This window comes from Ancylobacter sp. GW821-FHT10E12 (assembly GCF_058809335.1).
This window is the reverse complement of the sequence record NZ_JBXASN010000003.1, coordinates 315,439-327,976: the sequence shown is the minus strand read 5'-3', so window position 1 is coordinate 327,976 and position 12,538 is coordinate 315,439. Positions and strand designations below refer to the sequence as shown.

The following is a 12,538-nucleotide window of genomic DNA, read 5'->3' as shown; positions in this document are numbered from 1 at the left end:
CGCTGCGCTCGCACCTCAGGCTGATGGTGCTCCGCTGGTCGGCTTTCCTGTCATCCCGGACGGCCGACAGGCCGATCCGGGATCGCGCGAACATGGGAGAGCGATCCCGGCTCTGCGCTGCGCTCCGGCCGGGATGACGATGGACGCATCTGCCGGAGCCAAGACCCGAGAGGCCGGGACGAGGTAACGGGAAGCGCCGCGCCCTCGCTCCGCCTTGCCCTTGCCGCGCAATCGGCCTTCATTGGGGCGGTTCGGATTCGAGGAGGGTGGCATGTACAGGGCGACCACGCGCGGCGTGCAGGTAACGGTGAAGCCGCGCTTCGTGCCGGAACGCTCCGATCCGGGTCGAAGCCAGTATTTCTGGGCCTACACGATCGAGATCGTCAATCTCGGCGCCACCACCGTGCAATTGCTCACCCGGCACTGGATCATCACCGATGCGCTCGGCCGGGTGCAGGAGGTGCGCGGCGCCGGCGTGGTCGGCGAGCAGCCGGTGCTGCCGCCGGGCGCGCATTTCGAATATACCAGCGGCGTGCCGCTGCCCACCATGACCGGCGCCATGGAAGGCAGCTACAACCTCGTCGACGAGGCGGGCGAGGCCTTCGACGCCGAGGTGCCGGCCTTCTCGCTCGACGTGCCCGGAACGGCACGCACGCTGAACTGACGCGCAGCGTCTCCGCGACGAGCATGGTTCGCCCGATGAGCACGGCTTGCCCGATGAGCACGACTCGCCCGATGAACACGGCTTGCCGCTTCCGGCCCATCGGGTAAGCGGCTATGCTCGCTTGCGTGCAACCCGCCGTGACGACCGAGTCCTGGATTCCGTGATCGATTTTCGCCCGATCGCCGCCGTGCTCGGCGTGCTGCTCGCCATCCTTGGCACCACGATGATGATTCCGGCGCTCGTCGACGTACTGGCGGGCGAGGGGGATTTCATCGTCTATGCCGCGGCCTCCGCCATCACCGTCTTCGTCGGCCTGTCGCTGTGGCTGGCCGGACGCTCGGGCGCGGTGGAGCATCTCGGCGTGCGGCAGGCCTTCGTGCTGACCTCGCTGAGCTGGGTGCTGCTCTCCGCCTTCGCCGCCATACCCTTCATGTGGTCGACCACCCAGCTCTCCTTCACCGACGCCTATTTCGAGGCGATGTCGGGGCTGACCACCACCGGGGCGACGGTGATCGCCGATCTCGACGGCCGCCCGCCCGGCGTGCTGATCTGGCGCGCCTTCCTGCACTGGTATGGCGGCATCGGCATCATCGTGTTCGCGATGGCCTTCCTGCCGATGCTGCAGGTCGGCGGCATGCAGCTGTTCCGCGCCGAATCCTCCGACAAGTCCGAGAAGGTGCTGCCCCGCGCGGCCCAGCTCGCCAAGAGCATTCTCGGCACCTATCTCGCGCTCTCGCTTGTCTGCGCCCTCGTCTATGTCCTGTGCGGCATGAGCGTGTTCGACGCCGTCGCCCATGCGATGTCGACCATCTCCACCGGCGGCTTCTCCACCCATGACGCCTCGATCGGCTATTTCCACAGCCCGGCGATCGAATATGCCGCCATCGTGTTCATGCTCGCCGGCTCGCTGCCCTTCGTGCTCTATGTGCGCGTGCTGGCCGGCGATTTCAGCCGGCTGTTCGCCAATACCGAGGTGCGGATCTTCCTCAGCCTCATCGCGCTGTTCACCGTCGTCTCCTTCGTCGAGCAGGTCCGCGGCGGCATTTTCCAGGGCGAGACGGCGCTGCGCTACGCGCTGTTCAACGTGGTGTCGCTGATGTCGACCACCGGCTTCGTGGCGGTGGACTTCACCCATTGGGGGCCGCCGACCGACGTGCTGTATTTCATCCTGATGTTTCTCGGCGGCTGTACCGGCTCCACCGCCGGCGGCATGAAGACCTTCCGCATCGCCATTCTCGGCTCGGCGCTGGTGCAGCACCTCAAGCGCATCGTCTATCCCAACGGCGTGTTCCCGGTGCGCTATGGCGGGGCGCCGATCGACGACGCGGTGGTCGCCTCGGTGCTGTCCTTCGCCTTCCTCTATCTCGCCGGCTTCGCGACGATCGGCATCGCGCTGAATTCGCTCGGCTTCGATCTCGCCACCTCGTTCTCCGGCGCCATCACCGCCATCGGCAATGTCGGTCCCGGCATCGGCCCGCATATCGGCCCGGCGGCCAATTTCTCCGGCCTGCCGGACAGCGTGATCTGGATCATGTCCTTCGGCATGCTGCTCGGGCGGCTCGAATTGTTCACCGTGCTGGTGCTGTTCCTGCCGAGCTTCTGGCGGCGCTGAAAAACTTGGCCTAGGAAAAGCCCGATCTGGGAAAGCTGGGCCTAGGAAAAGCTTGGCCTGGACGGGGTGACGCCGTCTATGCTCGACGGGTCGACGAGGGAGTGTTCATGCTGGCCGGCCGTACCACCACCGAGGAACTGCTGGCCTATCTGGTGGGCTTCGACACCACGAGCCGCAACTCGAACCTCACCCTGATCGGCTTCGTGCGCGACTATCTGGAAGCCTTCGGCGTCGCCTCGGTGCTGGTGCCGAGCGAGGACGGCCAGAAGGCCAGCCTGTTCGCCACCATCGGCCCGGCGGGCGTCGGCGGGGTGTGCCTGTCCGGCCATTCCGACGTGGTGCCGGTGGACGGCCAGCCCTGGACCACCGACCCCTTCACCCTGACGCCGAAGGACGACCGCCTCTATGGGCGCGGCGCCTGCGACATGAAGGGCTTCGTCGCCACCTGCCTGGCGAAGGTGCCGGACATGGCCGCGGCCCGGCTCAACACCCCGATCCACCTGCTGGTCTCCTATGACGAGGAGGTCGGCTGCACCGGCGTGGTGCCGGCGGTGCGCAAGCTGGGCGTCGACCTGCCGCTGCCGCGCGCGTGCATCGTCGGCGAGCCGACCTCGATGCGGGTCGTCGACGCGCATAAATCCGGCACCGGCTATGTGACGACGGTGATCGGGCGGGAGGCGCATTCCTCGATGCCGCAGCTCGGCGCCAACGCCATCTTCGCCGCCGCCGAGCTGGTCGCCGAGCTCGACCGGATGCGGGTCGAGCTGATCGCTGCCGGCGATGCCAGCGGGCGCTTCGATCCGCCGAACTCGACCGTGCAGGTGGTGGGCATCGAAGGCGGCACCGCCGGCAACATCGTGCCGCGCCGCTGCGTGGTGCGCTGGAACCTGCGTGGGCTGCCGGATTTCGACGAGGCGGGGTTCGTCGCCCGCTTCGACCGCTTCGCGCAGGAGGTCGTGCTGCCGAAGCTCGCCGCCGACGCGCCCGAGGCGGAGATCTTCACCGACTTCACCTATCGCGTGCCGCCGCTCTCCCCGCAGCCGGGCTCGGAGGCCGAGCGCCTCGCCATGCGGCTTGCCGGGCAGAACCGCACCCATACCGTCTCCTACGGCACCGAGGGCGGGCATTTCCAGGCGCAGGGCATTCCGACCGTGATCTGCGGGCCGGGCTCGATCGACCAGGCGCACAAGCCGGACGAGTTCATCGAGGTGGCGCAACTGCGCGCCTGCGAGCGCTTCCTCGACGGGCTGATCGCGGAATGCGCGGCCTGAAGGCGGCGCGTTCCCGGCGCTTCGGGCCGCCTTCCCGGAGCGGCCGGCGGCCGTCCGGGATGGCGTTGTCCTAGCTGGAGGCCGGCGGTTCTTCCGGCCCGACCACGTCCTCGGCCTTGAAGTCGTAGGAGCGGCCGCAGAATTCGCAGGTCACCACCACCTTGCCGTCCTCGACGAGGCTCTCGCGCTCCTCGCGGGTGAAGCTCGCCAGCACGGTGGTGACCCGCTCGCGCGAGCAGGAGCATTTGGCGACCACGGACTCAGCCTCGAACACCCGCACCCCGCGCTCGTTGAACAGCCGGAACAGCAGCCGCTCGGCCGACAGGTCGCGATCGACCAGCTCGACATCCTCCAGCGTGCCGACCAGCGACTGCGCCTCGACCCAGGCATCGTCGTGCTCCACCTCCGGCAGTTCCGTGCCTTCCGGCGCGTCGCCGGGATGCAGGTCCACCGGCCGGATGCGCCCGCCCTCGGTCGGGAGGAACTGCACCATCAGCCCGCCGCCCCGCCAGGAGGAGGCCGCGCCGCCCGGACGGACCTCCTCCGCGACGGCGAGGCGCACGCGGGTGGGGATCTGCTCGGACTGGGCGAAATATTGGTGCGCGGCTTCTTCCAGGCCGCCGCCTTCCAGCGCCACGATGCCCTGGTAGCGGTTGACGCTGAGGCCCTGGTCGATGGTCATGGCGAGATGGCCGCTGCCCAGCAGCGCGCCGCTGTCGAGCCGATGGCCAGGCGCCAGCTTCTGCATCGCCGCCAGACGCTCGCGGTCGAACCGGGCATAGGCGCGCACGTCGCGCGGCGCGGTGAAGTCGACCACCAGAAGGTCGACCGGCCCGTCGGTGCGGGTCTGCAGGATGAAGCGGCCGCTGATCTTGAGCGTCGACCCCAGCAGCACGGTGAGCGCCACCGCCTCGCCGAGCAGGCGCTTCACCGCCGGCGGATAGTCATGATGCGCCATGACGGCATCGAGCGCCGAGCCGAGGCGCACGATGCGCCCGCGCACGTCGAGCCCGTCGACATGGAAGGGAATGACCTGGTCGTCCACCGCCTCGACGAGGGGGGAACGCACGGTCGCGGAAAAGTCGGGAGTGGGAATGGATGATGTCATGTCGTCTCCAGCCCGCCCATATAGGTACGGGTTTCGTCAGGCGGGAGGGGCACAAGGCCCGGCGGTACGGGGCGGCGACCATCGGGTGCCGCCCCATGCGAGCGCCGCCGTGGCGGCGGTTTTATCCGGCGCGCCCGGTCGCCGCTCAGAGGGCGGCGCCGTCGAGGCACCAGGCGAGAATGCCCTTCTGCGCGTGCAGCCGGTTTTCCGCTTCGTCGAACACCACCGATTGCGGGCCGTCCATCACCTCGTCGGTGACTTCCTCGCCGCGATGGGCCGGCAGGCAATGCATGAAGATGGCGTCCGCCGCCGCGCGCCTCATCAGCGCGCCGTTGACCTGGTAGGGCTTCAGCAGGTTGTGGCGCCGTTCCGCCTCCACATCCCCCATGGAAACCCATGTGTCGGTGACGACGCAGTCAGCGCCTTCGACCGCCTCTTCCGCACGGGTGCCGAAGCGCACCCTGGCGCCGCTCGCGCGCACCCAGTCGAGCAGCGCGGGGCGCGGGGCCAGCTCCGGCGGGGTGGCGACGTTGAGCGCGAAGTCGAAGCGCTCGGCCGCGTGCACCCAGGAGGCCAGCACATTGTTGGCGTCGCCGGTCCAGGCGACGGTGCGGCCCTGGATCGACCCCTTGTGCTCCTCGAAGGTCATCACATCCGCCATGATCTGGCAGGGATGCGACTCGCGCGTCAGCCCGTTGATCACCGGAACGGTGGCGTGGGCGGCCAGTTCCTCCAGCGCGCCGTGATCGAGGATGCGGATCATGATCGCGTCGACATAGCGCGACAGCACCTTGGCGGTGTCGGCGATGGTCTCGCCGCGCCCGAGCTGCATCTCGGCGCCGGTCAGCATGATCGTCTCGCCGCCGAGCTGGCGCATGGCGACGTCGAAGGAGATGCGGGTGCGGGTCGAGGGCTGGTCGAACACCATGGCCAGCACCTTGCCGGCAAAGGGCTTCTCCTGCGCCACCGTCAGCCGGCGCTTCTTCAGGTCGTGCGAGAAGCGCATGAGCTCGCGCAGCTCGCCGGCCGGCAGGGCGTCGAGGTCGAGGAAATGCTTCACGCCGTTCTTCACATCGGAGCCGCTCATGCCGCCGCCCCCTTCATCGCGTCGGCCTTCAGCCCCGCCTCGATCCGCGTGCAGGCGGCGTCGAGCCGGGTGAAGGCGGCGTCGATCTCCTCCTCGCCGATATTGAGCGGCGGCAGCAGGCGCACGACGTTCTCCGCCGCCGCCACCCCGAGCATGTGCTCGGTCCGCATGGCAGCGATGAGCTCGCCGTTCGGCACCAGCGTGCGCAGGCCGATCAGCAGGCCCTCGCCGCGCACCTCGGCGATGACGGCGGGATGGCGGTCCTTCAATTCGGCGAGCCGCTGGCGCAGCCGGGCGGAGGTGGCCAGCACCTGTTCGAGAAAGCCGTCGGCCAGCACCACGTCGAGCACGGCATTGGCGACGCTCATGGCGAGCGGGTTGCCGCCATAGGTGGAGCCGTGGGTGCCGGTGGTCATGCCCTTGGCGGCCTCTTCTGTGGCGAGGCAGGCGCCGACCGGGAAGCCGCCGCCGATGCCCTTGGCCACCGCCATGATGTCCGGCGTGATGCCGGCCCATTCATGGGCGAAGAACTTGCCCGTGCGGCCGACGCCGCACTGCACCTCGTCGAGGACGAGCAGCAGGCCGTGCTCGTCGCACAGGGCCCTGAGCGCGCGCAGGGTCGCCCAGGAGGCCGAGCGCACGCCGCCCTCGCCCTGCACCGGCTCGATGAGGATGGCGCCGGTCTCCGGCCCGATGGCGGCCTTCACCGCCTCGATATCGGCGAAGAGCACCTGGTCGAAGCCCGGCAGGGCCGGGCCGAAGCCCTCCAGATATTTCGCATTGCCGCCCGCCGCGATGGTGGCGAGCGTGCGCCCGTGGAAGGCGCCTTCGAAGGTGATGATGCGGTAGCGCTCCGGGTGGCCGCTCACCGACTGGTACTTGCGCGCCATCTTGATGGCGCATTCCAGCGCTTCCGCACCCGAATTGGTGAAGAACATGGTGTCGGCGAAGGTCGCCTCGATCAGCCGGCGGGCGAGGCGCTCGCCGCCCTCGATACGGAAGATGTTGGACAGGTGCCACAATTTGCCGGCCTGCTCGGTCAGCGCCGCGACGAGGTGCGGATGCGCGTGGCCGAGGACGTTCACCGCGATGCCGGCGGTGAAGTCGAGATATCGCTGCCCGTCCGCGGTGAAGAGCCAGGCGCCCTCGCCGCGTTCGAAAACCAGGTCGACACGATTATAGGTCGGCAGGATGGGGTCGATCACCTGCCCCTCCTTTTCTTGCATGTAGCGGCGTAGAGCCTGTCCCAAAACGAAACGTGCCGCCCTTGCGGGGGCGGCACCCGATGCGTCCAATTTTATAGGATAAGGTCGCAGGGTCAATATTCACGGCGTTGCCGCCGAAAATATGCCGAGACCCATCGCCAGTTGCCTGATCGCCGGTTGCCCGATCGCCGGTTGCCGCGGCACCTATTCCTGCTCGTCCTCGAAGATCCAGAGCTCCAGGGTGGGCTGGGGCTTGCCGGCGCGGTCGGTCATGCCGAGGAAGCCGGGCACCCGGCGCTTCTGCTCCGGGGTCAGCGCGGCGACCAGCGGCCGGGCGGCGGCGATGACCGTCTTGAGGTCCTGCGCCCGCGCGGCTTCGGCATCGGCGATGCGCTCCAGCACGATGAGGAAGTCGGTCGCCGGCTCGGCCTTGACGCGATCGGCGGCACGGGCGGCGGCGCTCTTCGCCGCCTGGCGGATGGCGGCTTCCACCGGCTCCCAGAGCCTGGCCTGCTCGGGCGTGAGGCCGATCACCGTCTTCAGCGCGACCAGCCGGGCGTCGAGCACCGCCTGCGCGTCTTCCGGCGTGTAGAGGTCGACCACCGGCGGCGGCGCGTCGGCGGGCGGGGCGGTCTGCGCCGCGGCCGGGGCGGCCAGCAGGGCGGTGACGGCGAGGGCGGCCAGAGGAAGGGTGGCAAGGCGAAGGGTGGCAAGGCTGGTGAGGATGCGTGTCATGATGGGTCTCCGCTCAGGCCGGGTTCACTGCCAGCTGCCGTCGGGCAGGCGGCCATGGAAGGGCGTGTCGCGGCAATGGCCCCAGGGTCCGCGCCACCAGCCGGGCGGGCAGCCATTGCCGTAATAGACCGGGGCGCCGGGAGGTACGGCATAGCCGCCGCCGGGCAGCGGACCGCTATAGGGTGTATCGCGGCAGCCGCCCCACGGCCCGCGCCAGAAGCCGGGGCCGCAGCCCTGCGCGACCGGCGTCACAAGCGGCGCCGGCGCGAGCGTCGCGCGGGCCGAGACAGCGGCCGACAGGGGCGCGCCAGACAGCGGCATGGCAAGGGCGGGGCCGGGCAGGGCGGTGACGAGCGAGAGGATGGCGGCGGCGCCGCCGAGGAATGGTTTCATCGGCTTTCCCATGGAACTTGCGGACAAGGTCGACGCCATGTTTGCCCTCGGCGGCCGGCGGTGCAATGTCACATCGGCACCGGAGGCAAACATCAGAACCGCTCCAGGGTGGTGGGCGCGGACGCGGCGGTATCCGATTCGGGAGTGTTGCGCCGCGGACTCTCAACTGGGGAAAACAATCGTTTCGGCCCTGAACGGACTGGGCCTGAGTCTGCGCATATTGTAGCCTGCGATCCGTCAGATACGACATCTCGTGCGGCGGCAATTCCTAAGTGGCGTTTGCGGCGTGTTATCCGGCCGATCGTCTTCGGCGGGAGCGCCGTGGGATTCTCCGCACGATCGATGAGCTCAAGGAGGCACAGCGATGAACTGGACGGACGAGCGCGTCGAGCTTCTCAAGAAACTCTGGTCCGAGGGATTGTCCGCCAGCCAGATCGCCGCCGAACTGGGCGGAGTGACGCGCAACGCGGTGATCGGCAAGGTGCATCGCCTCGGCCTGTCCGGCCGCGCCAAGGCGGCGCCTGCTCCGGCGCCGCGGCCCCGCAAGCCGCGCCCGGCGGTGGTGATCAGCGCGCCGTCGCGCCCGATGGTGTCCGGCAACAATGCGCTCGCCCAGGTGCTGCGTCCGGTGATCGAGCCGGAGCCGGAGGAAATGCCGGATCCGGTCGCCAACGTCATCCCGATGGCCGATCGCTGTTCCATTCTCGACCTGACCGAGTTCACCTGCCGCTGGCCGGTGGGCGAGCCGGGCAAGGGCGATTTCTATTATTGCGGCAGCCGCACCAAGACCGGCTTGCCCTATTGCGCCTATCATTCGCGCATTGCCTATCAGCCGGTGCAGGACCGCCGCCGCGACCGCCGCGTCATGCGCTGACGGCGGGTCCTTCGGCGGCGGCATGACGGCCGCCGCCATCAATGCGCCGCTGGCGCCGGTGAGGATCGGCGCCATATTTGGAGGACGATTCTCCGGGCCGCGCATGTTCTTCTCAAGGCCACCGACCACCCGACCCCGTCGTGCCCCGGCGCCGCAAGCGCCGGTCGCGCGGTCGCGCGAGCCCGCTGCATTGCCCTTGCGCATCGACGGCCGCGAGGTGCTGGTCACGCTGCGCCGCGACGCCCGCGCCCGCCGCTACACGCTGCGGGTGCGCGCGGCGACGCGCGACGTCGTGCTGACCATGCCGGCCCGCGGTACGCTGAAGGAGGCGGTCGCCTTCGCCGAGCGCTATGCCGGCTGGATCGCCGTGCGCCTGGCCCAGCTTCCCGCCATCGTCGCCTTCGCGCCCGACGCGGTGATCCCGCTGCGCGGCACCCCGCACCGCATCGAGCATCGGCCCGGCGCGCGCGGGACGGTCTGGGTGGAAGCGGGTGCGGAGGGTCCGGCGCGCCTCTGCGTCGCCGGCGAGGCGGCGCATGTGGGGCGCCGGGTCGAGGATTTCCTCAAGCGCGAGGCGCGGCGCGACCTGACCGAGGCGAGCCGGCGCCATGCGGCGGCGCTCGGCGTGAGCATCGGCCGCATCACCCTGCGCGACACTGCGAGCCGCTGGGGCTCGTGCTCGGCGAGCGGGGCGCTGTCCTATTCCTGGCGGCTGATCCTCGCGCCGCCGAAGGTGCTGGACTATCTCGCCGCCCATGAGGTGGCGCATCGCCGCGAGATGAACCACGGCCCGCGCTTCTGGGCGACGGTGGATCGGCTTTTTCCGGGCCGGGAGGAGGCCGAGGCCTGGCTCAAGCGGCGCGGGGCGGAACTGCACCGCTTCGGGGCCGGCTAGGGCCATGCGGCGAGATCCGGCTCACCGGAAGCGCCCTAGGTCCTTGTTTTCGCGCGTTCTCTTGCCGCTAGCCGCCGAACAGCTTGTCCATCAGCCAGCTGTCGAGCGTCGCCGGGGCGCGCTTGCTCGGCGGCGGCGGGCCGCCGGTGACGACCGGTTCCTCCGGCACGTCGCCGGGCGGCTGCACGGCCGGCATTTCCAGCCCGGCGCCGGGCAGCGCCACCACCGGCACGTCCTTGTGCGCGGCCTTCATCACCTGGCTCCACACCTCGACCGGGACGCCGGAGCCGGAGGCCTTCCTGGTCGGCGAGGAATCGTCGTTGCCGAGCCAGACGCCGGCGATGTAGCGGCCGGTATAGCCGACGAACCAGGCGTCGCGGTAATCCTGGCTGGTGCCGGTCTTGCCGGCGGCCGGCCAGCCGGGCAGGTCGGCGCGCCGCGCGGTGCCGGTGAGCAAGGTCTGCTGCAGCATGCGGTTCATCATCGCCACATGCGGCGGCGCCATCACCAGGCCGCGCGTCGGGGCGGCATAGGCGAACAGCACCTTGCCGCCGGATCCGTTGCCGCCCGCCTCGCGCACCTGCTGGATGACATGCGGGGTGACGCCGACACCGCCATTGGCGAAGGGCGCATAGGCGCCGGCGAGTTCCAGCAGCGACACTTCCGAGGTGCCGAGCGCGATGGAGGCGTTGGGCTCCAGCTTGGAGGCGATACCCATGCGCTGGGCGGTCTTGACCACCTCGGCCGGCCCGACCTCGATGGCGAGCCGCACCGCCACGGTGTTGAGCGACAGCGAGATGGCGGTCTTGAGGTCGACCGGGCCGCGATATTCGTGGCTGAAATTCTCCGGCTTCCAGCCCTTGATCTGCACCGGCGCGTCGTCGCGGACGCTTTCCGGCGTCAGGCCGCGCTCCAGCGCGGTGAGATAGACGAAGGGCTTGAAGGCCGAGCCCGGCTGGCGGCGGGCGGTGACGGCGCGGTTGTACTGGCTCTCCTCGTAGGAGCGCCCGCCGACCATCGCGCGCACGCCGCCATCGGTGTCCATCACCACGAGGGCGCCCTGATCGACGCCGAGCTTCTTGCCGTTCTTCGCCAGCGCGTCCTTCAGCGCCTTGTCGGCGAGCGCCTGCAGCGCCGGGTCGAGCGTCGTCTGCACGATCACGTCATGCTCGATGGAGGGCAGGAGGGTCCTGAGCTGGTCCGCCACCCAGTCGGCGACATAGCCGGCCATGTCGGACGAGGTGTTCTTCGCCACCGTCGCCGGCTTGGCCAGCGCCGCCTGCTCCATGTCCGGCGAGATGAAGCGGGCATCGACCATGGCGTCGAGCACCACCGCCGCGCGCTGCTGGGCGGCCTCCAGGTTGCGGGTGGGGGCCAGGGCCGAGGGCGACTTGACGAGGCCGGCCAGCATCGCCGACTCGGCGAGGGTGAGCTGCTGGGCCGGCTTGTTGAAATAACGCTGCGCCGCCGCCTCGATGCCATAAGCGCCGGCGCCGAAATAGACGCGGTTCACATAGAGTTCGAGGATCTCGTTCTTCGAGTATTTCGTCTCCAGCCACAGCGACAGGATCAGTTCCTGCACCTTGCGCGAGAGCGTGCGCTCCTGGGTGAGGAACAGGTTCTTGGCGAGTTGCTGGGTGAGCGTCGAGCCGCCCTCGCGCAGCCGGCCCGAGGAGAGGTTGACGAAGATGGCGCGGCCGAGGCCGAGCGGATCGAGGCCGAAATGCGCGTAGAAGCGCCGGTCCTCGATGGCGACGAAAGCCTGCGGCAGATAGGGCGGCAGCGCGCGCAGCGGCACGGCCGAGCCGCGCATCTCGCCGCGGGCAGCGATGGTCCGCCCGTCATAGCCCTGGATGATGATGGTGGGCGGGCGCTCGGGAATGGTGAGGTTCTGGATCGGCGGCAGCTGGCCGGCCTCATAGGCGACGAGCCCGACGACGCCGAGCACGCACCAGATGCCGAGCACGAAGCTCCAGTAGAATATCCGGCTGAAGAAGCCGCGCCGCTTCGGCCCGCGCCCGCGCCCGGACGATGCCCGCTCGCCGCGCGAGTCGTGCCGGTCGCCGCGCGAGGCCTGCTTGCGCGATCCGCCGCCGGAATTGCGCGCCATAGTGGTCGGCCGGTCCTCGGCCGACAGGCGCAGGTCGCCGTAAGCCGACGATGCGCTCAGCACCGGCTCGCGCCTTTCCCTTTCGCCATGACGTCCGAACATGAACGCGGAACTTCCCCCAAGAGCCGCCGGTAAACGAACTCTAAACCGTGGCGGTTAAACGCAGGGTTAAGGGCGCCAATGTGTCGCGCGAGCTTTTTCAACGGTTTGATGCCGACGCGGTTTCGGCTGCTCTTCCGCGCGGCTCAATGCGCGATGGAGTTCGAGAGCAGGCTCACCGTGAGGACGCCGGCGAGGATGAGGCCGAGGCCGATCATCGCCGGCAGGTCGAGCGGCTGCTTCAGCCACAGCCAGCCCACCGCCGAGACCAGCACGATGCCCGCGCCGGTCCAGATGGCATAGGCGATGCCGGTGGGCAGCACCCGCAGCACCAGGGACAGGAAGAAGAAGGCGAGGCCGTAGCCCACGAGGGTGACGAGCGTCGGCACCGGCCGGGTGAAGCCCTCGGTCGCCTTCAGCGCCGAGGTGGCGGTCACCTCGGCGACGATGGCGATCAGCAGATAGGCATAGGTCGCGAGCATCGG

12 protein-coding genes are annotated in these 12,538 nt (G+C 69.5%); 5 read left to right on the top strand and 7 right to left on the bottom strand.

Annotated elements, in window-relative coordinates; translation table 11 throughout:
* Nucleotides 1-271 precede the first annotated feature (271 nt).
* The 3 genes from apaG to argE all read left to right on the top strand — a co-directional run bounded on the left by apaG (nt 272) and on the right by argE (nt 3,547).
* Nucleotides 272-664, top strand: coding sequence for a Co2+/Mg2+ efflux protein ApaG (gene apaG / locus AC1RU4_RS05710; RefSeq protein WP_492890056.1), 393 nt, complete (start codon nt 272-274; stop codon nt 662-664).
* A 160-nt stretch (nt 665-824) separates the two neighbouring features.
* Nucleotides 825-2,276: a TrkH family potassium uptake protein gene (locus AC1RU4_RS05705; RefSeq protein WP_492890055.1), complete on the top strand. Its 1,452-nt coding sequence runs from the start codon at nt 825-827 to the stop codon at nt 2,274-2,276.
* Nucleotides 2,277-2,383: 107 nt separating this feature from the next.
* The gene (argE, locus tag AC1RU4_RS05700) at nt 2,384-3,547 is read left to right on the top strand and encodes an acetylornithine deacetylase (protein ID WP_492890054.1); all 1,164 of its coding nucleotides are present in this window, start codon (nt 2,384-2,386) and stop codon (nt 3,545-3,547) included.
* Nucleotides 3,548-3,617: 70 nt separating this feature from the next.
* On the opposite strand, the gene AC1RU4_RS05695 is transcribed toward argE, so the two are convergent.
* The 5 genes from AC1RU4_RS05695 to AC1RU4_RS05675 form a co-directional block, all read right to left on the bottom strand.
* Nucleotides 3,618-4,655, bottom strand: a complete 1,038-nt coding sequence (locus AC1RU4_RS05695) for an Hsp33 family molecular chaperone (RefSeq protein WP_492890053.1) — start codon at nt 4,653-4,655, stop codon at nt 3,618-3,620.
* Nucleotides 4,656-4,800: 145 nt separating this feature from the next.
* Nucleotides 4,801-5,742, bottom strand: coding sequence for an ornithine carbamoyltransferase (argF, locus tag AC1RU4_RS05690; RefSeq protein ID WP_492890052.1), 942 nt, complete (start codon nt 5,740-5,742; stop codon nt 4,801-4,803).
* Nucleotides 5,739-6,947, bottom strand: coding sequence for an aspartate aminotransferase family protein (locus AC1RU4_RS05685; RefSeq protein WP_492890051.1), 1,209 nt, complete (start codon nt 6,945-6,947; stop codon nt 5,739-5,741). Before AC1RU4_RS05685 ends, argF begins: the two co-directional genes overlap by 4 nt.
* A gap of 204 nt (nt 6,948-7,151) precedes the next feature.
* Nucleotides 7,152-7,682, bottom strand: coding sequence for a Spy/CpxP family protein refolding chaperone (locus AC1RU4_RS05680; RefSeq protein WP_492890050.1), 531 nt, complete (start codon nt 7,680-7,682; stop codon nt 7,152-7,154).
* Nucleotides 7,683-7,706: 24 nt separating this feature from the next.
* On the bottom strand, nt 7,707-8,075 hold the full coding sequence (locus AC1RU4_RS05675) for a GCG_CRPN prefix-to-repeats domain-containing protein (protein WP_492890049.1): 369 nt from the start codon (nt 8,073-8,075) through the stop codon (nt 7,707-7,709).
* Nucleotides 8,076-8,439: 364 nt separating this feature from the next.
* Here AC1RU4_RS05675 and AC1RU4_RS05670 point away from each other — a divergent pair, with 364 nt between their 5' ends.
* Together AC1RU4_RS05670 and AC1RU4_RS05665 are read left to right on the top strand one after the other, a co-directional pair.
* Nucleotides 8,440-8,949, top strand: coding sequence for a GcrA family cell cycle regulator (locus AC1RU4_RS05670; RefSeq protein WP_492890048.1), 510 nt, complete (start codon nt 8,440-8,442; stop codon nt 8,947-8,949).
* A 103-nt stretch (nt 8,950-9,052) separates the two neighbouring features.
* Nucleotides 9,053-9,844 carry a M48 family metallopeptidase gene (locus AC1RU4_RS05665; RefSeq protein WP_492890128.1) on the top strand — a complete coding sequence of 264 codons (792 nt, stop codon included), beginning with the start codon at nt 9,053-9,055 and terminating at the stop codon, nt 9,842-9,844.
* Nucleotides 9,845-9,911: 67 nt separating this feature from the next.
* On the opposite strand, the gene AC1RU4_RS05660 is transcribed toward AC1RU4_RS05665, so the two are convergent.
* Both AC1RU4_RS05660 and AC1RU4_RS05655 read right to left on the bottom strand, forming a co-directional pair.
* Entirely contained in the window at nt 9,912-12,056 is a 2,145-nt protein-coding gene (locus tag AC1RU4_RS05660) for a transglycosylase domain-containing protein (protein WP_492890047.1), read from the bottom strand.
* 143 nt (nt 12,057-12,199) lie between these two features.
* Nucleotides 12,200-12,535, bottom strand: coding sequence for a DMT family transporter (locus tag AC1RU4_RS05655; RefSeq protein ID WP_492890046.1), 336 nt, complete (start codon nt 12,533-12,535; stop codon nt 12,200-12,202).
* Nucleotides 12,536-12,538: the final 3 nt, after the last annotated feature.

What these genes read in the sequence shown, in the direction of transcription:
- AC1RU4_RS05675 (WP_492890049.1), bottom strand. Translation starts at nt 8,075, where the DNA reads ATGAAACCATTCCTCGGCGGCGCCGCCGCCATCCTCTCGCTCGTCACC.
- AC1RU4_RS05660 (WP_492890047.1), bottom strand. Translation starts at nt 12,056, where the DNA reads ATGTTCGGACGTCATGGCGAAAGGGAAAGGCGCGAGCCGGTGCTGAGC.
- AC1RU4_RS05680 (WP_492890050.1), bottom strand. Translation starts at nt 7,682, where the DNA reads ATGACACGCATCCTCACCAGCCTTGCCACCCTTCGCCTTGCCACCCTT.
- AC1RU4_RS05670 (WP_492890048.1), top strand. Translation starts at nt 8,440, where the DNA reads ATGAACTGGACGGACGAGCGCGTCGAGCTTCTCAAGAAACTCTGGTCC.
- apaG (WP_492890056.1), top strand. Translation starts at nt 272, where the DNA reads ATGTACAGGGCGACCACGCGCGGCGTGCAGGTAACGGTGAAGCCGCGC.
- AC1RU4_RS05665 (WP_492890128.1), top strand. Translation starts at nt 9,053, where the DNA reads ATGTTCTTCTCAAGGCCACCGACCACCCGACCCCGTCGTGCCCCGGCG.
- AC1RU4_RS05655 (WP_492890046.1), bottom strand. Translation starts at nt 12,535, where the DNA reads ATGCTCGCGACCTATGCCTATCTGCTGATCGCCATCGTCGCCGAGGTG.
- argE (WP_492890054.1), top strand. Translation starts at nt 2,384, where the DNA reads ATGCTGGCCGGCCGTACCACCACCGAGGAACTGCTGGCCTATCTGGTG.
- argF (WP_492890052.1), bottom strand. Translation starts at nt 5,742, where the DNA reads ATGAGCGGCTCCGATGTGAAGAACGGCGTGAAGCATTTCCTCGACCTC.
- AC1RU4_RS05695 (WP_492890053.1), bottom strand. Translation starts at nt 4,655, where the DNA reads ATGACATCATCCATTCCCACTCCCGACTTTTCCGCGACCGTGCGTTCC.